This is a genomic window from Bradyrhizobium sp. TM239, from assembly GCF_036247985.1.
Taxonomy (GTDB): Bacteria; Pseudomonadota; Alphaproteobacteria; order Rhizobiales; family Xanthobacteraceae; genus Bradyrhizobium; species Bradyrhizobium ottawaense.
Genome location: NZ_BTIR01000015.1, coordinates 1 through 19,673 on the forward strand (window position 1 = coordinate 1; position 19,673 = coordinate 19,673).

21 protein-coding genes, 1 tRNA gene and 1 pseudogene are annotated in these 19,673 nt (G+C 65.3%); 12 read left to right on the top strand and 11 right to left on the bottom strand.

From position 1 onward, the window contains the following. From AABA84_RS24535 to AABA84_RS24545, 3 genes and pseudogenes are all read left to right on the top strand, one after another. Window positions 1-293, top strand: a pseudogene (locus AABA84_RS24535) (Ig-like domain-containing protein); the annotation flags it as partial. 46 nt (window positions 294-339) lie between these two features. Next, window positions 340-453, top strand: a tRNA-Gly gene (locus tag AABA84_RS24540). Window positions 454-583: 130 nt separating this feature from the next. After that, the gene (locus AABA84_RS24545) at window positions 584-1,723 is read left to right on the top strand and encodes an amidohydrolase/deacetylase family metallohydrolase (RefSeq protein ID WP_338313492.1); all 1,140 of its coding nucleotides are present in this window, start codon (window positions 584-586) and stop codon (window positions 1,721-1,723) included. A gap of 7 nt (window positions 1,724-1,730) precedes the next feature. Here AABA84_RS24545 and AABA84_RS24550 read toward each other — a convergent pair whose 3' ends face one another. From AABA84_RS24550 to AABA84_RS24560, 3 genes are read right to left on the bottom strand one after another with little or no spacing between them, the layout of a single operon-like run. Next, complete coding sequence (locus tag AABA84_RS24550; RefSeq protein ID WP_338313493.1) at window positions 1,731-2,315, bottom strand: TlpA family protein disulfide reductase; 585 nt, start codon at window positions 2,313-2,315, stop codon at window positions 1,731-1,733. Beyond that, a complete protein-coding gene (locus AABA84_RS24555; protein WP_338313494.1) occupies window positions 2,308-2,769 on the bottom strand; it encodes a DsrE family protein in 462 nt (153 codons plus the stop codon). Before AABA84_RS24555 ends, AABA84_RS24550 begins: the two co-directional genes overlap by 8 nt. A gap of 19 nt (window positions 2,770-2,788) precedes the next feature. Continuing rightward, entirely contained in the window at window positions 2,789-3,217 is a 429-nt protein-coding gene (locus AABA84_RS24560) for a DoxX family protein (RefSeq protein ID WP_212247549.1), read from the bottom strand. Window positions 3,218-3,320: 103 nt separating this feature from the next. Between AABA84_RS24560 and AABA84_RS24565 the strand changes: the two genes are divergently transcribed. After that, the gene (locus AABA84_RS24565) at window positions 3,321-4,205 is read left to right on the top strand and encodes a LysR family transcriptional regulator (RefSeq protein ID WP_338313495.1); all 885 of its coding nucleotides are present in this window, start codon (window positions 3,321-3,323) and stop codon (window positions 4,203-4,205) included. 18 nt (window positions 4,206-4,223) lie between these two features. Here AABA84_RS24565 and AABA84_RS24570 read toward each other — a convergent pair whose 3' ends face one another. Next, window positions 4,224-5,369, bottom strand: a complete 1,146-nt coding sequence (locus AABA84_RS24570) for an acyl-CoA dehydrogenase family protein (RefSeq protein ID WP_338313496.1) — start codon at window positions 5,367-5,369, stop codon at window positions 4,224-4,226. A 126-nt stretch (window positions 5,370-5,495) separates the two neighbouring features. Here AABA84_RS24570 and AABA84_RS24575 point away from each other — a divergent pair, with 126 nt between their 5' ends. Beyond that, window positions 5,496-6,176 carry an alpha/beta hydrolase family protein gene (locus tag AABA84_RS24575; RefSeq protein WP_338313497.1) on the top strand — a complete coding sequence of 227 codons (681 nt, stop codon included), beginning with the start codon at window positions 5,496-5,498 and terminating at the stop codon, window positions 6,174-6,176. Between the two features lie 3 nt (window positions 6,177-6,179). On the opposite strand, the gene AABA84_RS24580 is transcribed toward AABA84_RS24575, so the two are convergent. Then, entirely contained in the window at window positions 6,180-7,154 is a 975-nt protein-coding gene (locus tag AABA84_RS24580) for a ketopantoate reductase family protein (protein WP_038947396.1), read from the bottom strand. A 154-nt stretch (window positions 7,155-7,308) separates the two neighbouring features. On the opposite strand from AABA84_RS24580, the gene AABA84_RS24585 reads away from it, so the two are divergent. After that, a complete protein-coding gene (locus tag AABA84_RS24585) occupies window positions 7,309-8,112 on the top strand; it encodes an enoyl-CoA hydratase-related protein (RefSeq protein WP_212247539.1) in 804 nt (267 codons plus the stop codon). A 3-nt stretch (window positions 8,113-8,115) separates the two neighbouring features. Here AABA84_RS24585 and AABA84_RS24590 read toward each other — a convergent pair whose 3' ends face one another. Further along, window positions 8,116-8,388, bottom strand: coding sequence for a hypothetical protein (locus AABA84_RS24590; protein ID WP_212247537.1), 273 nt, complete (start codon window positions 8,386-8,388; stop codon window positions 8,116-8,118). Between the two features lie 128 nt (window positions 8,389-8,516). After that, a complete protein-coding gene (locus tag AABA84_RS24595) occupies window positions 8,517-9,401 on the bottom strand; it encodes a LysR family transcriptional regulator (protein WP_212247535.1) in 885 nt (294 codons plus the stop codon). A gap of 110 nt (window positions 9,402-9,511) precedes the next feature. Between AABA84_RS24595 and AABA84_RS24600 the strand changes: the two genes are divergently transcribed. From AABA84_RS24600 to AABA84_RS24615, 4 genes are all read left to right on the top strand, one after another. After that, the gene (locus tag AABA84_RS24600) at window positions 9,512-10,876 is read left to right on the top strand and encodes an FAD-dependent oxidoreductase (protein ID WP_338313498.1); all 1,365 of its coding nucleotides are present in this window, start codon (window positions 9,512-9,514) and stop codon (window positions 10,874-10,876) included. Between the two features lie 34 nt (window positions 10,877-10,910). Beyond that, the gene (locus AABA84_RS24605) at window positions 10,911-11,915 is read left to right on the top strand and encodes an ABC transporter substrate-binding protein (RefSeq protein ID WP_338313499.1); all 1,005 of its coding nucleotides are present in this window, start codon (window positions 10,911-10,913) and stop codon (window positions 11,913-11,915) included. A gap of 217 nt (window positions 11,916-12,132) precedes the next feature. Next, window positions 12,133-12,906: an ABC transporter ATP-binding protein gene (locus AABA84_RS24610; RefSeq protein ID WP_338313500.1), complete on the top strand. Its 774-nt coding sequence runs from the start codon at window positions 12,133-12,135 to the stop codon at window positions 12,904-12,906. Continuing rightward, window positions 12,899-13,720 (top strand): ABC transporter permease, encoded by an 822-nt coding sequence (locus AABA84_RS24615; protein WP_212247527.1) that lies wholly within the window; start codon window positions 12,899-12,901, stop codon window positions 13,718-13,720. The genes AABA84_RS24610 and AABA84_RS24615 overlap by 8 nt, the downstream gene beginning before the upstream one ends. Window positions 13,721-13,917: 197 nt before the next feature. Here AABA84_RS24615 and gtdA read toward each other — a convergent pair whose 3' ends face one another. Continuing rightward, window positions 13,918-14,958, bottom strand: a complete 1,041-nt coding sequence (gtdA, locus tag AABA84_RS24620; protein WP_338313501.1) for a gentisate 1,2-dioxygenase — start codon at window positions 14,956-14,958, stop codon at window positions 13,918-13,920. A 208-nt stretch (window positions 14,959-15,166) separates the two neighbouring features. On the opposite strand from gtdA, the gene maiA reads away from it, so the two are divergent. After that, window positions 15,167-15,799, top strand: a complete 633-nt coding sequence (gene maiA, locus AABA84_RS24625; RefSeq protein WP_338313502.1) for a maleylacetoacetate isomerase — start codon at window positions 15,167-15,169, stop codon at window positions 15,797-15,799. Continuing rightward, window positions 15,789-16,301, top strand: coding sequence for a MarR family winged helix-turn-helix transcriptional regulator (locus AABA84_RS24630; protein WP_338313503.1), 513 nt, complete (start codon window positions 15,789-15,791; stop codon window positions 16,299-16,301). Before maiA ends, AABA84_RS24630 begins: the two co-directional genes overlap by 11 nt. Window positions 16,302-16,499: 198 nt before the next feature. Here the strand turns inward: AABA84_RS24630 and AABA84_RS24635 are convergent, their stop codons facing one another. The 3 genes from AABA84_RS24635 to AABA84_RS24645 all read right to left on the bottom strand — a co-directional run bounded on the left by AABA84_RS24635 (window position 16,500) and on the right by AABA84_RS24645 (window position 19,657). Next, a complete protein-coding gene (locus tag AABA84_RS24635) occupies window positions 16,500-18,113 on the bottom strand; it encodes a benzoate-CoA ligase family protein (RefSeq protein ID WP_338313504.1) in 1,614 nt (537 codons plus the stop codon). Next, entirely contained in the window at window positions 18,110-19,249 is a 1,140-nt protein-coding gene (locus AABA84_RS24640) for an FAD-dependent monooxygenase (RefSeq protein WP_212247520.1), read from the bottom strand. Before AABA84_RS24640 ends, AABA84_RS24635 begins: the two co-directional genes overlap by 4 nt. Before the next feature lie 192 nt (window positions 19,250-19,441). Beyond that, the gene (locus AABA84_RS24645) at window positions 19,442-19,657 is read right to left on the bottom strand and encodes a hypothetical protein (protein ID WP_028175115.1); all 216 of its coding nucleotides are present in this window, start codon (window positions 19,655-19,657) and stop codon (window positions 19,442-19,444) included. Between the last annotated feature and the right edge of the window lie 16 nt (window positions 19,658-19,673).

The following is a 19,673-nucleotide window of genomic DNA, read 5'->3' on the forward strand; positions in this document are numbered from 1 at the left end:
GCAACACGCTGACCGGCACCGCCGGCAACGATGTCATGGTGGGCAAGGCGGGTGCGGATACGTTCACGTTTGCGTCGAACTTCGGCCAGGACGTCATCAAGGACTTCGCTGCCCGTGGACCTGCTCACGACACGATCGAGTTCAGCAAGAGCGTGTTCGACAGCTTCGCCGGCGTTCTCTCCCACGCGGCCCAGTCAGGCCACGACGTCGTTATCGCGACCGGGAGCGACACGCTCACGCTGAAGAACACGCAGCTCGACAAGCTGAACAGCCACGACTTCCACTTCGCGTAAGGGACGGGTCAGCCGCACAAGCTGGCCCTCGACAAACTGCCTCGGAGGATCCGTTGGGGGATCCTCCGACAAGGCCACGACTGAAGTTGGATGGCGGGGTGATCCCCCGCCATCGGCTTCCCAAACCGTAGGTCGGAAGTTCGAATCTTCCCGGGATCCCCATTTCTCATGGGCCACCGTCACGGTTTGCCGCGCCATTCGGCGCGAAAATTGCTAGAAGCGAACGGCTTCCTTCCTCGCTGGCCCAGCTGCCATGCCGCCGCACCTCACTGCCTCATCCGGAGACGACGATGCCTTTCGACTTGATCCTGCGCGGGGGGCGGGTGATCGACCCCTCCCAGAAGCTCGACGCCGTGACCGACGTCGCCTTTGCCGGCGGCAAGGTGGCGGCGGTCGGCGGCGCCCTCAAGGCCGATCCGGGCACGGAGGTGCGCGACGCCTCACGCTACATCGTGACGCCGGGACTGATCGATCTCCACACCCATGTCTATTGGGGCGGCACCTCGCTCGGCATCGATGCCGAGGAGTTCTGCCGCCTCTCCGGCGTCACCACGGCGGTCGATACCGGCAGCGCCGGCCCCGGCAATTTCGCCGGCTTCCGCAAGCATGTGATCGAGCCGAGCCAGGTCCGGATCCTCGCCTATTTGCACGTCTCGCACGCCGGCATCTTCGGTTTCTCGCACCGGATCATGGTCGGCGAGAGCGAGGAGCTGCGGCTGATGAACCCGATCGAGGCGGCCAAGGTGGCCGATGCCAACCGCGACCTCATCGTCGGCATTAAGGTGCGCGTCGGCCTGCATTCCTCGGGCACGTCGGGGGTCGTGCCGCTCGACATCGCGCTCGAGGTCGCGAACGAGGTCGGCATGCCGTTGATGGCGCATATCGACCATCCGCCGCCGAGCTATGAGGAGGTGCTGGCACGTCTGCGGCCCGGCGACGTGCTGACCCATGCGTTCCGCCCCTTCCCGAACACGCCGGCGACCGCGCAGGGCACGGTGAAGAAGGCGGTGCTGGACGCGCGCGAGCGCGGCGTGCTGTTCGACATCGGCCACGGCAAGGGCTCGTTCGCGTTCAAGACCGCGCGCGCGATGCTTGCCAACGGCTTCTATCCGGACACCATCTCCTCCGATATCCACCAGCTCTGCATCGACGGCCCCGCCTACGACCAGGTGACGACCATGTCGAAGTTCCTGTGCATGGGCATGGAGCTGTCCGACGTGATCGCGGCCTCGACGGTGAATGCTGCAATGGCGCTGCGTCGCCCCGAGCTCGGCAGCCTCAAGCCGGGTTGCGTCGGCGACGCCACGCTGATCTCGGTCAAACAGGGCCAGTTCGATTACGAGGACGTCGTCGGCGAGCATCTGATTGGCGACCGCAAGATCGTGTCCGAAGGTGTCGTCATCGGCGGCCGCTGGTGGCATCCGAATTGAGTCGGCGCTAGCTCTGCTCGCGATAGTATTGCAGCAGGCGCGTGCCCGCCGGCGACAGCCAGTCGGGCGCACCGGCGATGTAGCCTTCGACGCGCCCGCTCGTTCCGACGAGATAGGTGATGGGCATTCCGACGATCGAGAACATTTCGGTGGAGGCCTGGGCCGCCGCGCCATAAGCATCGACATAGCAGGCGAGGTTCTGCAACGAGAGGCCGCCGAGAAAGGTGCGGATCTTGCGCAGGTCTTTGGTGTCGGTGCAGATCGCGACGATGTCGAGCCGGTCGGGCCGCGAGGCCGCAAGGCTTGCCAGCATGGGCAGGTCGAGCTTGCAGGCGGCGCACCAGGTGGCCCAGAAGTTTACCAATGTGATGCGGCCCAGCTTGGCAGCCACGACGACGTCCTTGCCGTGCGGGTCCTGAAGCCGCAATTGTGGCATCACCGCGTGCGGCCGTACCACTGTGAACTGGCTGCGGCCGGCTTCGAACACCGGCGGCCAGCTGTCCTGCGCGCCGGCGGTGCGCAGGACGGTGAGATAGGCCGGCGCGGCGATCAGGAGCGATCGCCGCGACAACGCGCGCGGCTTCTCACGCATGAATATAGGCCCAGCCTTTGAGTTGCAGGTCGACCACGCGTCCGATGCCGAACGGGACGAGGTTCGCGCCCGCAATCAGCGGGATCGAGACCTGCTCCTTGGCTTCCGCGATCGCCTTGGACGAGGCGCACATGCTGTAACTGAGGCTCGGCAGCGATTGCCGCAGCGTCGCCAGCGGCTCGATCAGTGGCGTCTTGTCGGCGCGGAAGATGTCGATGCCCTTGCCGTTGGCGACGACCTCGATCAGCATTTTCGCGCCCTTGTCGGCAAAGTGCTTGGCGAGATTGGCCGAGTAGCTGATCGCGTGGCCCATGACATAGGGCTCGTTGCTGTCGATGAGGATCACGACGCCCTCGGTGAGACGATCCTCCTTGGCCGCGGCGGTGCCGGCGGCCGTGAGGATCGATGCGCCCGCCAGCAGCCCCCTGCGAGACCATCCATTGGCAGAGATCATGGTGCGGCGTTCCCGTCGATCAGAATTGACGCGGCGCGATCGGCGCCTTGCCGTTGCGACCCCACAGCACGAACAGGCTGAGCGCCAGCAGGACGACGTTGAGCGGCGTCACCGCGGCTTCGCCGCGCGAGAGATGGAAGACCAGCGCAATGACCTGCAACACCGCGCAGCCGAGCGCGGCCAGCACCGTCAGCCGCGGCAGGATCCGCGTCAGGGCCGGCAGCAGGATGCCGATGCCGCCGGCGAGGTCGACCAAGGCAATGGAGCGGACGAAGGTCTCCGAATACTGGCCGGCCCAGGGCATCATCGCGGCCAGCTGGGGAATCGGCGTGGTCAGCTTTACCAGCCCCGCCGAGATAAAGACGAAGGCGAGGAGGACCTGCGCGGCCCAGAGGCCGATGCGGAGGGCGCGGCCGGGGGCGGGGGTCTCGAAGGTGGCGGTGGACATGGTGGTTCTCCAGAATGTGAGGGTTGCCACCATTTGATAGTTTCACCGTTTTTGATCATTATCGGCTTCGGGATTAGTTCATTTCCTGGATGTTGATGATCTCATGGATTCTCTGGTCAGCATGAGGGTGTTTTGCCTGGTCGCCGAGCTGAAGAGCTTCGCGACCGCGGCACAGCGCCTGCGCATCTCCCCGGCCATGGCGAGCAAGCACGTGATGCAGCTCGAGAAGCGGCTCGGCACGCGGCTGCTGAACCGGACCAGCCGGCGCGTCAGCCTGAGCGAAAGCGGCGCGCTCTATTTCGAGCAGGCGCGGCAGATGCTGGATTCGCTCGACGAGGTCGAAGCGGCCGTCAGCAATGCCACCGTTGTTCCGCACGGCACGCTGCGCCTGACCGCACCGGTGTGGATGGCGAACGCGATTTTTGCGGGCGTGCTGGCGGACTATCAGGCGCGCTATCCCGAGGTCCGTCTCGACGTCGATCTCAGTGGCCGCCTGGTCAACCTGGTCGAGGAGGGTTTTGATCTTGCACTTCGCGCAACCGGCACGCCGGACGAGGCGCTGATCGCGCGTCCGATCACCAGCGTCCCGTTCTACATGGTGGCGGCTCCCGCCTTCCTCAAACGCGCGGGCCGTCCATCGACCTTCGCCGATCTCGCCGGCCAGCCGCTGCTGCACTACGCGCTTTACCCGGGCGAGAGCTTCTCCTTCACGGGCGAGCACGGCCCCGAGACCGTCAAGCTCAACCCGGTGCTGCGCAGCGGCAACGAAACGCTGCTGCACATGGCAGCAATCGAAGGCATGGGCCTCGCCTTCCTGCCGAAATGGCTGGTCGCCGAGGACATCGCCAGCGGTCGTCTGGAGCACGTCATGCCCGGCCACATCATCTTCGCCGGAAAGCTGTTCGCGGTCTATCCGAGCCGCAAATATCTCTCCGCGAAGGTCAGGACCTTCATCGACTTCATCGCCGCCGACAAACGGATGAAGTAGCTGCTCACAGCAACCGGATCACAGCGACCTGGCGATCAGCAGCTTCATGATCTCGTTGGTGCCGCCGTAGATTTTCTGGATGCGGGAATCGATGAAGATGCGCGAGATCGGGTATTCCTGCATGTAGCCGTAGCCGCCGAACAGCTGGAGGCATTCGTCGGCGGTCTCGACCTGCTTCTCCGAGCACCAGTATTTCGCCATCGACGCCGTGACGGTGTCGAGATCCCCGGCGACCAGGCGCTCGATGCACCAGTCGACGAAGACGCGGGCGATCATCGCCTCGGTCTTGCGCTCGGCGAGCTTGAAGGCGGTGTTCTGGAAGTCGATCAGCGGCTTGCCGAAGGCTTTGCGCTCCTTGGTGTACTCGGTGGTGAGTTTTATCGCGCGCTCCATCGCGGCGACGGCGCCGACCGCGAGCGCAAGCCGCTCCTGCGGCAATTGCTGCATCAGTTGCACAAAACCCTGGCCTTCCTCCTTGCCGAGCAGGTTCTCGGGCGGCACGGTGACGTTGTCGAAGAACAGTTCCGAGGTGTCGGAGGCGTGCAGGCCGATCTTGTCGAGGTTGCGCCCACGCTTGTAGCCGTCCGCGCCCGCGGTCTCGACCACGATCAGCGAAATGCCCTTGGCGCCGACGTCTCCGGTGCGCGCGACCACGATGACGAGATCGGCGGCCTGGCCGTTGGTGATGAAGGTCTTCTGGCCGTTGATGACGTAGGAATTGCCCTGCTTCTTCGCCGTGGTCTTGACGGCTTGCAGATCCGAGCCGGTACCGGGCTCGGTCATGGCGATGGCGCCGACCATCTCGCCCGAGGCCATCTTCGGCAGCCAGCGCTTCTTCTGCTCCTCCGAGCCGTAGTTGAGGATGTAATGCGCGACGATGGCGCTGTGCACGGAGACGCCGGTCGTCAGCTCCGGCACCGTGCTTTCGAGGTCGTCCAGCACCGCCGCGTCATAGGCGAAGGTGGCGCCCAGCCCGCCATATTCCTCCGGCACGCTCGCCAGCAGCGCGCCCATCTCGCCGAGACCGCGCCAGGCGAAGCGGTCGACCATCTTCTGCTCGCGCCATTTTTCGGCATGCGGCGCCAGATCCTTGGTGAGATATTTCCGGAACTGGTCGCGGAAGACATCGAGTTCTTCGGTCATCCAGGAGGAGCGGTAGGACATGATTACCTCGGTTGATGCGGCTTTCCGGCTTGGTAGGCCAGTCGGCCGCGGCAATTATTGTGTTTTCAGGCTGCGCCGGTGACGCTACCAAGGCGGCCGGGGTGGCGTCTGTCGGGATGTCTGATCTTGGCGACCAAAACACAAGAGCTCAAGCTCGAGATCGAGCGCATCGGCACGGTCTCGGCGATTCTGACGCAGCCGGACAATGCGCGTGCCTGTTACGTGCTGGCGCATGGCGCGGGCGCAGATATGCGGCATGCGTTCATGGAGAAGGTCTCGGCCGGCCTTGCCGAGCGCGGCATCGCGACCTTGCGCTTCAATTTTCCCTACATGGAAGAGAAGAAGGGACGTCCCGACCAGCCGGCGGTCGCGCACGCGGCGATCCGCGCGGCAGTCGCGGAGGCGGCGCGGCTGTGCCCCGGGGTGACGCTCGTCGCAGGCGGCAAATCATTCGGCGGACGCATGACCTCGCAGGCGCAGTCCAAGGCGCCGTTGCCTGATGTCAAAGGGCTCGCCTTCCTAGGCTTTCCCCTGCACGCCGACAAGAAGCCGTCGTCCGAGCGCGCCGAGCACCTCGCCGGCGTCACCATCCCCATGCTGTTCCTGCAAGGCACGCGCGATGGGCTTGCTGATCTGAGCTACCTCAAGCCTGTCGTCGAGAAACTCGGTCCGAAGAGGGCGACGCTGCATGAGATCGAAGGCGGCGATCACTCGTTCGCGGTGCTGAAGAAATCCGGCCGTAGCAATGACGAGGCGCTCACAGAGGTACTGAACGCGCTCGTAGCCTGGATCGACACGCTCGCCTGAGGCTCAGGCGGAATAGAGCCCCTTGTCGCGCGCCTTCTGGATCGCGAGCGCGGCGATCAGGTCGAGCGTCGGTGTCGACAGGCCTGCCGTGCGCGCGAAGGCGGCGGGCGCCTTCACCAGCACGTCGATCTCCATGGCGCGGCCGAGCTCGTAGTCCTGCAGCAGCGATGGCTTGTGATTGGGGGCGGGTCCACTGCGCGTCACGCGCTTGACCTCGGGGATGAAGTGCTGCGCGATGTCGTTGGCCTCGTTCAGCATGCGCGGGATGACGTCCGCAAAGGCGGCGTCGTCGCGCACGCCGCGTGCGGTCTGGCCGGTGAGCAGGCACAGCACCGACAGCGACATGTTGGTCAGCAGCTTTGACCAGATCGCCTCACGGATCTCGGCGACCGGCGGTGATTCCAGCCGCGCGTCGTTGAAGACGCCGCGCAGCTTGGTGATGCGCTCGCAATTGCGGTCGTCGCATTCGCCGATCAGCAGGCGGTTGCGGTCCGGGGTGAGGTTGTGCACCACGCCGGGCGCGGTCACCTCGTTGGAGGAGAAGACGACGCCGCCGATGATCCGCTCCTTCGGGATGCAGGCGCGCAAGCGTCCGCCGGGGTCGAGGAAGGAAATGTCCGGAGGTGTCGGGTGCCGCGGCGGCAGGCCGATCCCGTACCACCAGGGAATACCGTTCTGCGCAAAGACGATGGCGGTGTCGTCCTGAAGCAGCGGCTTGATGCTGGCGACCAGCCCCGGGAGCGCAGTGGCCTTCAGCGTCGAGATCACGACGTCCTGCGGACCGAGCTGGGCTGGGTCGCCCGAGGCGTTCACCTTGGCGGAGACCTCGGAATCGCCGACGCGCAGTTTGAGGCCACCCGCCCGGACTGCCTCCAGATGCGCCCCTCGCATCACGCACGAAACGTCATGACCAGCGCGCGCCAGCCGGACCGCGATGTGGCTGCCGACGGCGCCCGCGCCGAAAATGCAGATGCGCATGATGATTCCGTTCCTGGTCCCAAACTGCCGCCCCGCGCCACCATGACACAAGCCGCCATGCGATGGGCGCGACCGCCCCACGCTGGAAAGATATGGATCGGGATGCGTTGCCTCGGCCATAGTGCACGGCAAACCAATGACCGGAGGATCGCCGATGACTGCCAGCCCCGTGCTGTGGACCCTCGACGAGCGTGGGGTTGCGACCGTCACGTTGAACCGGCCGGAGGTCAACAACGCCTATGACGGCGCGCTGATCGCAGGCGTGCTCGCGGCGATGGACGATCTCGGCAAAAAGCCGAATCTTCGCGTCGTCGTGCTCAAGGGTAATGGCAAGCATTTCCAGGCCGGCGCCGACCTGAAATGGATCAACGGCGTGCGGCCGCAATCGGCTGATGCGAACGAGGCGGCCTCGCGCGCGACCTTCGAAGCCGTGCAGCGGCTCAACACGCTGCCGATCCCGACGGTGGCGCTGGTGCAGGGCGGCTGTTTCGGTGGCGGCACCGGCGTGATCGCGGCTTGCGACGTCGTGATCGCCGCGGACAACGCCCTGTTCTCGATCACCGAGGTGCGCTGGGGCCTGACCGCGGCGATCATCATCCCGCAGCTCTGCGACGCCGTCGGCGTGCGCCAGGTCCGCCGCTACGCGCTCACCGGCGAGCGCTTCGGCGCCGAGGACGCCCGCCGCATCGGCCTTGTCCATGAGGTGGTCCCGCTCGCTGATCTCGAAGCCGCCGGCGCCAAGGTGGTCGAGCAATTGCTCGCCAACGGGCCGGAGGCGATGGCTGAGACCAAGAAGCTCGCGCTGGAGAGCTCGTTCGGCGGTATGGCCGTCGATGACGCGGCGTACGCGCGGCTCGTCCAGCTGCATTCGCTCAAGCGCCAGAGCGCGGAAGCGGCGGAAGGGCTGGCGTCGTTTGCGGAGAAGCGGGCGGGGAATTGGGGCGGCGGGAGAGGTTGAGCGTCAGCAGCCGCGGCAGATGTTGTTGATGCTGCGATAGACAGCGTCGTCGTCCTGCCGCATCTGGCGCAGCGTTTCGAGTGTCTGACCGTCATTGGCGGGTGCAACGGGCTTGCGCTTCGCGGCGAGTTCGTCCTCCTGCCGCTTGTAGCAGGCCTCGCGCTCGGGCTTGGCCTGGATGAAGCGGCAGTTTTGCTCCACGGCTGCGGCGGGAGCGGCGGAGATCGCGAGAGCGATCAGGGCGGGCAGGGCGAATTTCAAGAGCGTCGAATCCATGCGGGCACTTCTGTCAGGTCTGTCATTCCCGGGCAACGGTCTTGTTGTTCACGCGTAGCCCGGATGGAGCGCAGCGTAATCCGGGGCCGGCGTCCCCGCATTCCGCTTCGCTTCATGCGGGCTACGGCCTACAGCGACGGCGCCAGTGACGTTTTCAGCAACGTCAGCAGCGCTTGCACCGCGGCGGCATTGCGCCGCCGCTCGGGGATCGTGGCTTTCACCCACAGCTCCGGAATCGGAAAGTCGCGCAGCACCGGCTTGAGCGTGCCGTCGCGCAAGGCGTCCGTGACGAGATAATGCGAGATCAGCGCGATGCCGTTGCCGGCGATCGCGCTGCGCGCCAGCACGTGTCCCTCATTGGTGGAGAGCAGCGGGCTGACCTGGATGCTGATGCGGCCGCGTGGTCCGTCGAAGATCCATTCAGGTCCCGTCGGCATGAAGCTGAGGCAGCGATGCTCGACGAGGTCGCGCGGATGTTTTGGCGTGCCATGTTTCTTCAAATAGGCGGGCGAGGCGCAGAGCAGCCGCTTCAGCGCGCAGAGCGGCTCGTCGACCACGCCGCCGAACGAATGCGGGAAAGCGCCGATGGCGATGTCAAAACCTTCGGTGACGGGATCGACCGGGCGGTCGATCAGTACAATATCGAGCTTCAGCTTCGGGTTCTGGGTCTGGAATGCGCTGAAGGCATCCGCAAGCCGCGCCACCGTCAGCGACGTCGGCGCCTTGATGCGCAGGTGATCGACGAGGTCGTGGCCCTTCTCGCCCATGCGCGAGAGCAGATCAGTCGCGTCGGTCACCACGCCGCGTGCGCGATGCACATAGCGCTGTCCGGCTTCGGTCAGCCGCAATTGCCGGGTCGAGCGGTGAAACAGTGCCGTGCCGATCCGCGCCTCCAGCTGCGTGACGCGTTTTGCCACCACCGAGGTCGAGACGCCGAGCTTTCGCGCCGCGGCCGAGAAGCCGGTGGCGTCGGCGGTCGCCAGGAAGGCCTGCAGGTTCACCAGGATGTCCATGTCGACCTTTCTCGATTCGCGAAAGCTGATCGCGTATTTTGGTGGATTGTAGCCGACCTCGCGTTAATTCATAGTCGACCCCAAGCAAGAGATTTGGGAAGGGACGCGCCATGCGGGCCATGACGATCGAAGAACCGGCACGACAGGTGCCGCTCTATGGCGAATATGAAGTCGTCGTGCTTGGCGGCGGCCCGGCCGGCATCGTGGCGGCGGCGTCCGCAGCACGCGCGGGGCGGAAGACGCTTCTGATCGAGCGCTATGGCTTTCTCGGCGGCATGGGCACCGCTGCCGGTGTCACAAATTTTTGCGGTCTGCATGGCAATGTCTACGGCCAGGCCCATCGCCTCGTGCAGGGCATGGCGTCCGAGCTGCTGGCGCGGATCGATCGGCTCAACGGGCTGAACACGCCGCATCTGATCCTCGGCAAGGTCTTTGCGCAGGCCTACGACACCGCGGCCTACAAGATCGCGGCTGATCAGTTGCTCGCGAGCCACAAGGTGCACATCCTCTTCCACGCGCTCGGCGCCGGCGTCGTGATGGGTGACAACAGCCGCATCGACGCGCTGATGGTCGAGACCAAGGCCGGACGGCAGGCGGTGCGATCGGAGATCTTCATCGACTGCTCCGGTGACGGCGACCTCGCCGTGTGGGCCGGCGCGCCGTTCGAGATCGGCGATGAGCACGGCCATCCGATGTACCCCTCGATGATGCTCCGCCTCAACGGCATCGATCCCGACAAGGCGGGCGATGCCTGGCGCACCATTCCGCAATTGATGGAGAGAGCCATCGCGGCCGGCACCCACACATTCCCGCGCAAAAGCGCCATCGTGCGGCCGCAGAAATCCGGCATCGAATGGCGGGTGAACTTTACGCAAGTGGCGCGCGAGGACGGCCATGCCATCAACGGCGTCGAGCCCGACGACCTGACCCGCGGCGAGATCGAGGGCCGCAAGCAGGCGCTCGCCGCGTTCGAATTCCTGCGCACCGTGCCGGGCTTTGAAAAATCCTACATCGTCGATCTGCCGCCGCAGCTCGGCATCCGCGAGACCCGCCGCATCAGGGGCGGCTACCAGCTCAGCGGCGAGGACGTGCTGGGCTGTGCCTCGTTCGAGGATTCCATTGGCGTCAATGGCTGGCCGATCGAGGCCCATGTGCCCGGCGACGTCGTCTTCACCTTCCCGCCGATCCCGGAATCGCGCGGCTATAACGAGCTGCCATATCGGATGCTGGTGCCTGAAGGCATCGACAATCTCCTGGTCGCCGGCCGCTGCGCCTCGATGACCCATGAGGGCCAGTCCGCGGCGCGGGTGTCGGGGGCCTGTTTCGTGATGGGTGAGGCGGCCGGTTCCGCCGCCGCGCTGGCGCTCTCCGGAAACCGGATTCCGCGCGAAATCCCCATTGAAAAGTTGCAGGAAACGTTGAAACAACAGGGCGCCTTCATCGGACGGGACCAGCCGGTGCCGGAAGGATTGTGACGGGTTGCAATAGAACGACGGTGGAGGAAACGGGATGATCGGGATCATGCGGCTCGCGCTTGCGGGCCTTCTGGCGATCACGGCGATGGGCGGTGCGACAGCCGAGGATGCGCTGAAGGCCAGGATCGGCGTGCTTCGTCTGTCCTCCTCCGCGCCCGTCTTCATCGCGCAGGACAAGGGCTATTTTCGCGAGGCCGGCTTGGAGGTCGAGCTGAAGTTCTTCGACGCGGCCCAGCCGATCGCGGTCGCCACGACCTCGGGCGACGTCGATTTCGGCATCACCGCCTTCACCGCGGGCCTCTACAATCTCGCCGGCAAGGGTACGTTGAAGGTGATCGGCGGGATGAGCCGCGAGAAAGCAGGCTATCCCCTGATCGGTTATTTCGCCAGCAACAACGCTTACGCGGCCGGGCTGAAGACGCCGAAGGATCTCGCCGGCAAACGCGTGGCGATGACGCAGGTCGGATCATCCTTTCACTATTCGCTCGGCCTGCTCGCCGACAAATACGGCTTCAAGCTCTCTGAGGTGAAGATCGTGCCGCTGCAATCGCTGTCGAACGCCGCCGCCGCGCTCAAGGGCGAGACCGTCGATGCGGCGCTGCTGCCGATCTCGACCGCGCGAAAGCTCACGGACGAAGGCGGCGCCAAGTTCCTGGGCTGGGTCGGCGACGAGACGCCGTGGCAGCTGGGTGCGGTGTTCGCCTCGCCGAAGACGCTGACCAACAAGGCGCTGGTGACGAAGCTGCTCGGCGCGCTCGCCAAGGCCGACCGCGAATATCACGACATCATCCTCGCCGCGATGAAGGACGGTGTCGCGCCGATCAACGAGCAGACAAAACCGCTGCTGGAGATCATAGCAAGGTACACCAATCTGCCGGTGGAGCAGGTGGTCGGCAATTGCGCCTATATCGATCCCGACGGCAAGCTCGACGTGAAGAACGTCGACAACCAGATCAAATGGCTGCAGGAGCAGGGCTTTGCCGACAAGGGCTTTGATGCGAATGCGATCATCGCCAAGGAATTTGTGAAGGCGGATTGATTGATGCAAGCTCTCCTCTATCCCCGTCATCCTGAGGTGCGAGTAGCGCAGTGCATCCGCACTGCGCTGCGAGCCTCGAAGGATGCACGGCCGAGCTGCTCGGGGCCGCACATCCTTCGAGGCTCGACTTGCGGCAAGCCGCAAGTCGAGCACCTCCAGCGACAACGGCTTCGCCGTTGCGCAGGGATGACGGGCCAGGAGTGAGAGGGATCGCCGCATGGACCTGATCGCCAACCACATCTCCCACCGCTTCGGCGATCTCGCCGTGCTCGACGACGTCTCCTTCACGGTCAGCGCCGGCGAGGTGGTGGCGATCGTCGGCCCCTCCGGCTGCGGCAAGAGCACGTTGCTGTCGATCCTCGGCGGCCTGCTGCAGCCGACCTCAGGTGCGCCCGAGCTGCGCGGCGCGCCGCCGTCGGATAGTCTCAACCCGCTGACCTTCGTGTTCCAGGATTTTGCGCTGCTGCCCTGGGCGAGCGTGGAGGAGAATGTCGAATTCCCTTTGCTGCACACCCAGCTCTCGGCCACGCAACGCCGTGAGCTGGTCGAGGATGCCTTGCGCCGCACGGGGCTGACTGATTTTCGCAAAACCTATCCCAAGCAGCTCTCCGGCGGCATGCGCCAGCGTGTCGGCATCTCGCGCGCGCTGGCGGTGAAGCCCGCGATCCTCCTGATGGACGAGCCGCTCTCCGCGCTGGATTCGCAGACCCGCGAACTCCTGATGGAGGATTTCGTCCGCCTGCTCGCCGATGGCGGCATGGGCGCGGTCTATGTCACCCATAATCTCGAAGAGGCTGCGCGGCTGGCCGATCGCATCGTGGTGCTATCGCGGCGGCCCGGCCGCATCCGCGAGGTCGTGGCCGTGCCGATGACGCGCACCGAACGCGGTGAGACGGCGGCGCGCGAGAAGCTGCTGGCGCTGCAGAACCAGATCTGGTCGCTGATCCGCAACGAGGCCATCGATGCCGAGCGCGAGGTCCAGCATGCTTGATCGTGCGGCGGCTGACACTGCGAAGGACGGCGCGACGCGGAGCGTCCGCTTTCGCGGCGCCGGCTTCGTCCCCGCCAGCAGCCGTTTCGGCGGCTGGATCGCGCTGGCCCTCGTCATCGCGATCTGGCAGGCGGCGGGCAGCACCGGCCTCGTCAATGCGCTATTTCTGCCGACGCCCGCTGCGATCGTCCGCGCGATCTACCAGCTCGCGGTCTCCGGCGCGCTCTGGCAGCATCTGTCGGCCTCGCTGCTGCGCATCGGCGTCGGCTGGCTGCTGGGGACGGCGGCCGGCGTTGCCGTCGGCTTTGCCATCGGCCTGTCGCGGCTCGCGCGCAGCGTCGGCATCACCTTCATCTCGGCGCTGTTCCCGATCCCGAAGATCGCGCTGCTGCCGCTGTTGATCCTCTGGCTCGGCATCGGCGAAGAGCCGAAGATCGCGACCATTGCGCTCGGGGTGTTCTTCTCGACCGCGATCTCGGTCTATAGCGGCGTCGATGCCGTGCCGCGCAACCTGATCCGCATGGCGCAGAGCTTCAACGTTCCGTTCGCGACCATCGTGCGCAAGGTGATCTGGCCCGGCGCGCTGCCCGCGATCCTCGCCGGCTTCCGCATCACCTCATCCGTCGCGCTGCTGCTCGTCGTCAGCGCCGAGATGATCGGCGCCCAATACGGCATCGGCGCTTTCGTGCTCCAGGCTGGCAATCTGATGCAGACGGATCAGCTGCTGGCCGGTGTGGTGATCCTCTCGGTGTTCGGGCTGGCGGTGGGGAAGGTGATCGGCTGGCTGGAGACGCGGCTCTTGCACTGGCGGTAGCCCCAGTCGCAATGTGGCTGGAAGCGCGCGCTACCACCTCCGTCGTCGTCCCGGCGAAAGCCGGGACCCATAACCCCAGGGAGGAGTTTGGCGAAGATCAGGCGTTCGCTCCGTCTACCTTCCGCAATTGATAGATCACGCGGTATGGGTCCCGGCCTTCGCCGGGACGACACCGAATGTATGGCCAGCAGAGCACCTCACGCGTTCCCGCGATCCTCGCGAAACAGATCCAGCTTCTGCTGCACCGGCCGGTCCGAGAAGCTGAACAGCACGGCATCGTCCTCCGCCTCGTGCGTGACCCATTGCCAGCTCGGCACCACGAACAGATCGCGCGGGCCCCATTCGAAGACGGCATCGCCGATGCGGCTGCGGCCGCGGCCTTCGATCGGGCAGAACACGGTGGCATCGGTCGAACGATAGCGCGCGGTCTTGAAACCCTTGGGCAGAAGCTGGATGAAAGTGCCGATGGTCGGCATCGCGAAATCGCCGGTCTCGGGGTTGCTGAACTTCAGCTTGAGGCCGTGGCAGGCGTCCCACTCCTGGCTCATTCTGGCTTTCTCCAGCGCCTCGCGCGTGTAGGCGTAGGGATAGCTGAAGATCGGCGAGGTCTTCGAAGTCCGCTTGACGTCGACCGGCAGCAGATTGTGGCCGTAGCGCGCAAAGCTGTCGCCAGCGGGTTTTGTGATCCTTTGCTGGTCCTCTTTCGACCCTTCCGCAAAGGAGCAGTCGAAGAACTGCACCAGCGGAATGTCGAGGCCATCCAGCCAGAACATCGGCTGATCGGTCTCGTTGGAATGATCGTGCCAGGTCATCGACGGCGTGATGATGAAATCGCCGGGCTCCATCGCGGTGCGCTCGCCGTCGACGGCGGTATGGGCGCCCTTGCCTTCGAGCACGAAGCGCAGCGCCGACTGGCTGTGCCGGTGCGCCGGCGCGACGTCGCCGGGCACCACCATCTGCACGCCGGCATACAGCGAGGTCGTGATCTTGGACTGCCCGCGCAGGCCGGGGTTCTCCAGCACCAGCACGCGCCGCTCGGCTTCCTTGGCGGTGATCAGCTTGCCGGCCTCCGTCATGTAGTCGCGGATGACGTCGAATTTCCAGAGGTGCGGCCGGCAGGCGCTCTTCGGCTCCGGCGTGATCAGATCGCTCATCACCGTCCACAGCGCGGTGAGGTTTTCGCCGTCGATCTTCTTGTAGAACGCCTCGCGTTCCGGCGTCTTGGTCACGGCTTCCATGGCGGCGCTCCCGTTCGTCTTGTTGATTGACAGTATACTGACGATCTAGGTAGCGTCAATGTTGGTGGTCGCCGGTTGTCGTCATTCCGGAGCGATGCGATAGCATCGCATCCGGAATCTCGAGATTCTCTGGTGCGCAAGTGCGCACCATAGTTCCTGCTTCGCGAGCCCCGGAATGACGGAAGAAAAATCAAGAGGGAGGGTCCCAATGAAGCTGCACGGCTATTTCCGCTCCAGCGCCGCCTATCGGGTACGGATCGCGCTGAACCTGAAGGGCCTCAAGGCTGCGCATCTCCCGCATCACTTACGCAAAGGCGAGCAATGCGCGCCCGCTTATCTTGCCATCAACCCGCAGGGTCTCGTGCCGGCGCTGGAGGATGATGCGGGGGCAGTGCTGACCCAATCGGTCGCAATCATCGAATGGCTCGACGAGACGCACCCCAATCCGCCGCTGCTGCCGAAGGATCCGTTGCGGCGCGCCAAGGTGAGGGCGTTCGCGCTGGCGATCGCCTGTGATACCCATCCGGTGCAGAATTTGAAGGTGCTGGCGCGGCTGCGCGAGCTCGGCCTGCCCGAGGAGAAGGTCCAGGACTGGGCGGCGTGGGTCAACCGCGAGGGGCTGTCGGCCTGCGAGACGCTGATCCGGGACGAGCCCGGGCCGTTCTGCTTCGGCGATGCGCCGACGCTCGCCGATCTCTGCCTGGTGCCGCAGCTCGCCAACGCCCACCGTTTCGGCGTCGATGTCTCGGCCTATCCGCGCCTGCTCGCGGCAGAGGCGGCCGCAAAAGCCCTCCCCGCGTTCGCCAATGCCGCACCGGAGAAGCAGCCCGATGCCGAGTAAGCCTCCCCCTCCGATCACGATCGACGCGGTTTATGCCGCGCCGGGGTATCTGTTCCGGCGCATGCAGCAGATCGCGGTCTCGATTTTCATGGAGGAGTGCAAGGCGTTCGACCTCACCCCGGTGCAATATGCGGCGCTGATCGCGATCCACACCCATCCCGGCATCGACGCGACGCGGCTGTCGGCGGTGATCGCCTTCGACCGCTCCACGCTCGGCAGCGTGATCGAGCGTCTGCAGGCCAAGGACTATGTCGAGCGCAAGCCGGCCCCCGAGGACAAGCGGATCAAGCTGCTCCATCTGACCAAATCGGGCGCGGCGATCCTGCGCGAGATCATTCCCGCCGTCGAACGCGCCCAGGCGCGGATGCTGGAGCCGCTCAAGCCCGCCGACCGCAAGCAGCTGATGGGGCTCCTGGTGCAGCTCGTCGATCTCAACAACGAGGCCTCGCGCGTGCCGCTGCGGGCCGAGGATGCGCTGGAGCATCTGGGGAAGGCGGGGTGAGGGTGTTGAGGTCGTTCCGAGAACTCCGCCGTCGTCCCGGACAAGCGCAGCGAAGCGGAGCGCTGACCCGGGACCCATAACCCCAGGGAGCAATTTGGCGAAGACTCGGAGCTGCCAGCTCGCTCTATCACCACTCCCTGTGGCTATGGGTTCCCGCGAACGCGGGGACGACACCGAGAATGTGGCTGCAGCTGTGCCTCACATCCTGAGCAACGCCTGCCGGTCGATCTTCCCCGTCCCGGTCTTCGGCAGCTCGTCGGTGAAGATCACCTCGCGCGGATATTTGTAAGGAAGCAGCTTGCCCTTCACATAGTCCTGCAGCCGCCGCGTCGCGTCACGCTGATCGGCCGTACGACTGTTCATCACCACCACGGCCTTCAGCGTCATGCGGCGGTCCGCCAACTCGGCGGCGAACACCGCGCATTCGCGGATATCGGGATGGTTGGCGAGGCACAGCTCAACCTCGAGCGGGTAGACCCACTGTCCGGAGATCTTGATGAGGTCGTCGGCGCGGCCGCGGAAGAAGTGGAAGCCGTCCGCATCCCTAACGAAGCGGTCGCCGGTGTAGATCCAGCCGCCCTGCCGAATCGTCTCGGCGGATTTGTCCGGCCGGTTCCAGTACAGCGGCGTATTGGAATCGCCGCGCACCCACAAAATGCCTTCCTCGTTGTCGGCGACGTCGCGTCCGTCCTTGTCGCGCAGCGCGACCTCGTAGCCGGGCACGCGCAAGCCGGCGGCGCCGAGCTTCTTCTGCTCGGGGCGGTTGGAGAGATAGATGTGCAGCACCTCGGTCGAGCCGAGGCCTTCGACGATCTCGAGGCCCGTGAGCGTCTTCCAGCCGTTGAAGACTTCGGCCGAGAGCACTTCGGCCGCGGAGAGCGACATGCGCAGCGACGAGAAGTTGGTCTGTTGCGCGCCTTCGGCCTTGGTCAGGGACGTGTAGAGCGTCGGCAGGCCGAAGAAGACCGTCGGCTTGTACTGCTCGATCGCCGCGAAGATCGTGGCCGGCTTCGGCTGGCCCGGCAGCAGCAGCGTTGCCGCGCCCGCCGAGAACGGGAAGGTGACGGAGTTGCCGAAGCCGTAGGCGAAGAAGATCTTCGGCACCGAGAAGCAGATGTCGTCAGGCGTCAGCTTCAGCACGTTCTGCGCAAAGGCGAGCTCGCTATAGGCCATGTCGTGCTGGAGATGCACGATGCCCTTGGGCCGGCCGGTCGAGCCGGACGAGTACATCCAGAACGCCATCTCGTCGCGATGCGTCGAGGCTTCCGCCAACTCCGTCGAAAATTGCGCCAGCCAGCCGTCAGCCACGACCGCGCTCGGCGCGGCGTGGTTGCGTACCTCGCCATTGACGACGATGAGCGTGCGCAGACCAGTGTCCTTGCAGGCTTCAACGTTGAAGCGCGCACAGAACTCCGACTCCGCGACCGCGACGCTGGCGCCGGAATCGGCGAGGTAGAATTGCAGCAAATCCGGCGGCGTCAGCGTGTTGATCAGGAGCGGCACGAAGCCGGCGCGCACCGCGCCGAAGAACGCGGCCGGGTAGGCCGGGGTATCGTCGAGAAACAAGAGCACGCGGTCGCCGCGCTTCAGACCGAGCGAGGCAAAACCGCTGCCCCAGCGGCAGGCCTCGTCGCAGAGCTCCGAATAGGTCCGCGTGCCTGCCGGACCCATGAGGGCGACCCTGTCGCCGCGCCCCTTGGCGAGATTGTCGAACAGCACGCGGCTGGCGTTGTAGGTTTCAGGAACGGCAAAGCCGATCTCGCGCGCCCCCTCGCTGTCGGCGGGCACCTGGTCGAAAATCTCGTTGCTCATGCCTCGTCCCCGCCGTTCTTGGCAGCCTCGTAACGCGCCATGAAGGCCGGCGACATATGGCGCAGGCGTGCATCGTCGATGCGGCCGGAGCGGGTGATGTAGCTATAGGCAAAGTCCATCAGGTCCTGCTGCATGTGCTGGGCAAAATGCTCGTACCAGAAGGCGCTGGTGCGCGCGGCGTTGACGAGCTTCTGCACCACGGGCTTTCGCGCGGCCTGATAGCGGTGCAGGGCGGTCGCAAGATGCGCATCCGATTCCAGCGCCTTGACAAGCGCAATGGCGTCCTCGATCGCAAGCCGCGTGCCCGAGCCGATCGAGAAGTGCGCTGAATGCAGGGCATCGCCGATCAGCACCATGTTCTTGAACGACCAGTGCTCGTTCCAGACCCAGGGGAAGTTGCGCCAGACCGATTTGTTGGAGACCAGGCAATGGCCGCCGAGCGTGTCCGCGAACACCTCTTCGCAGACGCCTTTGGACTGCTCGACGTCCTTGTAGGCGAAGCCATAGGCCTGCCAGGTCGCGTGATCGCATTCGACCAGGAAGGTGCTCATGGCCGGCGAGTAGCGGTAGTGATGGGCGTTGAAGGCGCCGCGATCGGTCTTCACGAAGGTCTGCGACAGCGTGTCGAAGCGCTTCGAGGTGCCGTACCAGACGAACTTGTTGGAGGAGTAGGACAACGAGGTGCCGAAATCTCCCTCGAAGGCGCGGCGCACCAGCGAGTTCAGGCCGTCGGCGGCAACGATCAGATCGTGGCCATTGAGCTGGTCGATGGCATGAATCGGCGTATCGAAGCGCGGCGTGACGCCAACGTCGAGTGCGCGCTGCTGCAGGAATCGCAGCAGCTCGAGCCGCCCGATCGAGGAGAAGCCGACCCCGTCGATGGCGACGCTGTCGCCGCCGAGGTTCAGCGTGATGTTCTCCCAGCTCTCCATGTGCGGCCCGATCGCGTCGACCGTCTCGGGGTCGTCGGCGCGCAGGAATTCCAGCGCCTGGTCGGAGAACACGACGCCAAAGCCCCAGGTCGCGTCGGCCGGGTTCTGTTCGAACAGGTCGACCTGATCCTCGGGGTGACGCTTCTTCCAGAGATAGGCGAAGTAGAGCCCACCGGGCCCCCCGCCAATCACGGCGATCCGCAACGTCTGCCTCCCTAATTGACAGTATACTTACTATCTAGGGGTAGACTAATGTGCTCCGGTGTCCCGCGCCAGCAGAATTATCGGCCAAGCGCAGGCGCGCCGAAGCGCATCTTCGGACACACGTTCTACGCGCGTCCGAAACCGTCAGGTCCGAATCATAGCCAAACCGCGCCGGCTTGGCCATCCGCACCGTCAGACGCAGCGCTTCACGTAAACCCCGTTCACCAGCACCCGGGTGCAGCGCACGACCGGAACCGGCTTGCGGACCACGACGGCGGCGTTCGGCCCGGCGCAGCCGGCGCGATAGACCCCGCGGGCGCACACCACCGCATTGGCGTCAGTGGCCTCGAACGTCATCGTCGCTCCGAAGGCGAGGAGCGCAGAAGCAACCAGCAGCAATGAACGCATGTTTGTCCTCCCGGTC

Excerpts from the sequence above, each read along its gene's own strand:
- AABA84_RS24565 (WP_338313495.1), top strand. The coding sequence starts at position 3,321 with ATGGATTCTCTGGTCAGCATGAGGGTGTTTTGCCTGGTCGCCGAGCTG.
- AABA84_RS24545 (WP_338313492.1), top strand. The coding sequence starts at position 584 with ATGCCTTTCGACTTGATCCTGCGCGGGGGGCGGGTGATCGACCCCTCC.
- AABA84_RS24590 (WP_212247537.1), bottom strand. The coding sequence starts at position 8,388 with ATGGATTCGACGCTCTTGAAATTCGCCCTGCCCGCCCTGATCGCTCTC.
- AABA84_RS24580 (WP_038947396.1), bottom strand. The coding sequence starts at position 7,154 with ATGCGCATCTGCATTTTCGGCGCGGGCGCCGTCGGCAGCCACATCGCG.
- AABA84_RS24610 (WP_338313500.1), top strand. The coding sequence starts at position 12,133 with ATGGACCTGATCGCCAACCACATCTCCCACCGCTTCGGCGATCTCGCC.
- AABA84_RS24555 (WP_338313494.1), bottom strand. The coding sequence starts at position 2,769 with ATGATCTCTGCCAATGGATGGTCTCGCAGGGGGCTGCTGGCGGGCGCA.
- AABA84_RS24645 (WP_028175115.1), bottom strand. The coding sequence starts at position 19,657 with ATGCGTTCATTGCTGCTGGTTGCTTCTGCGCTCCTCGCCTTCGGAGCG.
- AABA84_RS24570 (WP_338313496.1), bottom strand. The coding sequence starts at position 5,369 with ATGTCCTACCGCTCCTCCTGGATGACCGAAGAACTCGATGTCTTCCGC.
- AABA84_RS24560 (WP_212247549.1), bottom strand. The coding sequence starts at position 3,217 with ATGTCCACCGCCACCTTCGAGACCCCCGCCCCCGGCCGCGCCCTCCGC.
- AABA84_RS24635 (WP_338313504.1), bottom strand. The coding sequence starts at position 18,113 with ATGAGCAACGAGATTTTCGACCAGGTGCCCGCCGACAGCGAGGGGGCG.
- AABA84_RS24595 (WP_212247535.1), bottom strand. The coding sequence starts at position 9,401 with ATGGACATCCTGGTGAACCTGCAGGCCTTCCTGGCGACCGCCGACGCC.
- gtdA (WP_338313501.1), bottom strand. The coding sequence starts at position 14,958 with ATGGAAGCCGTGACCAAGACGCCGGAACGCGAGGCGTTCTACAAGAAG.
- AABA84_RS24550 (WP_338313493.1), bottom strand. The coding sequence starts at position 2,315 with ATGCGTGAGAAGCCGCGCGCGTTGTCGCGGCGATCGCTCCTGATCGCC.
- maiA (WP_338313502.1), top strand. The coding sequence starts at position 15,167 with ATGAAGCTGCACGGCTATTTCCGCTCCAGCGCCGCCTATCGGGTACGG.
- AABA84_RS24630 (WP_338313503.1), top strand. The coding sequence starts at position 15,789 with ATGCCGAGTAAGCCTCCCCCTCCGATCACGATCGACGCGGTTTATGCC.
- AABA84_RS24600 (WP_338313498.1), top strand. The coding sequence starts at position 9,512 with ATGCGGGCCATGACGATCGAAGAACCGGCACGACAGGTGCCGCTCTAT.
- AABA84_RS24585 (WP_212247539.1), top strand. The coding sequence starts at position 7,309 with ATGACTGCCAGCCCCGTGCTGTGGACCCTCGACGAGCGTGGGGTTGCG.
- AABA84_RS24605 (WP_338313499.1), top strand. The coding sequence starts at position 10,911 with ATGATCGGGATCATGCGGCTCGCGCTTGCGGGCCTTCTGGCGATCACG.
- AABA84_RS24615 (WP_212247527.1), top strand. The coding sequence starts at position 12,899 with ATGCTTGATCGTGCGGCGGCTGACACTGCGAAGGACGGCGCGACGCGG.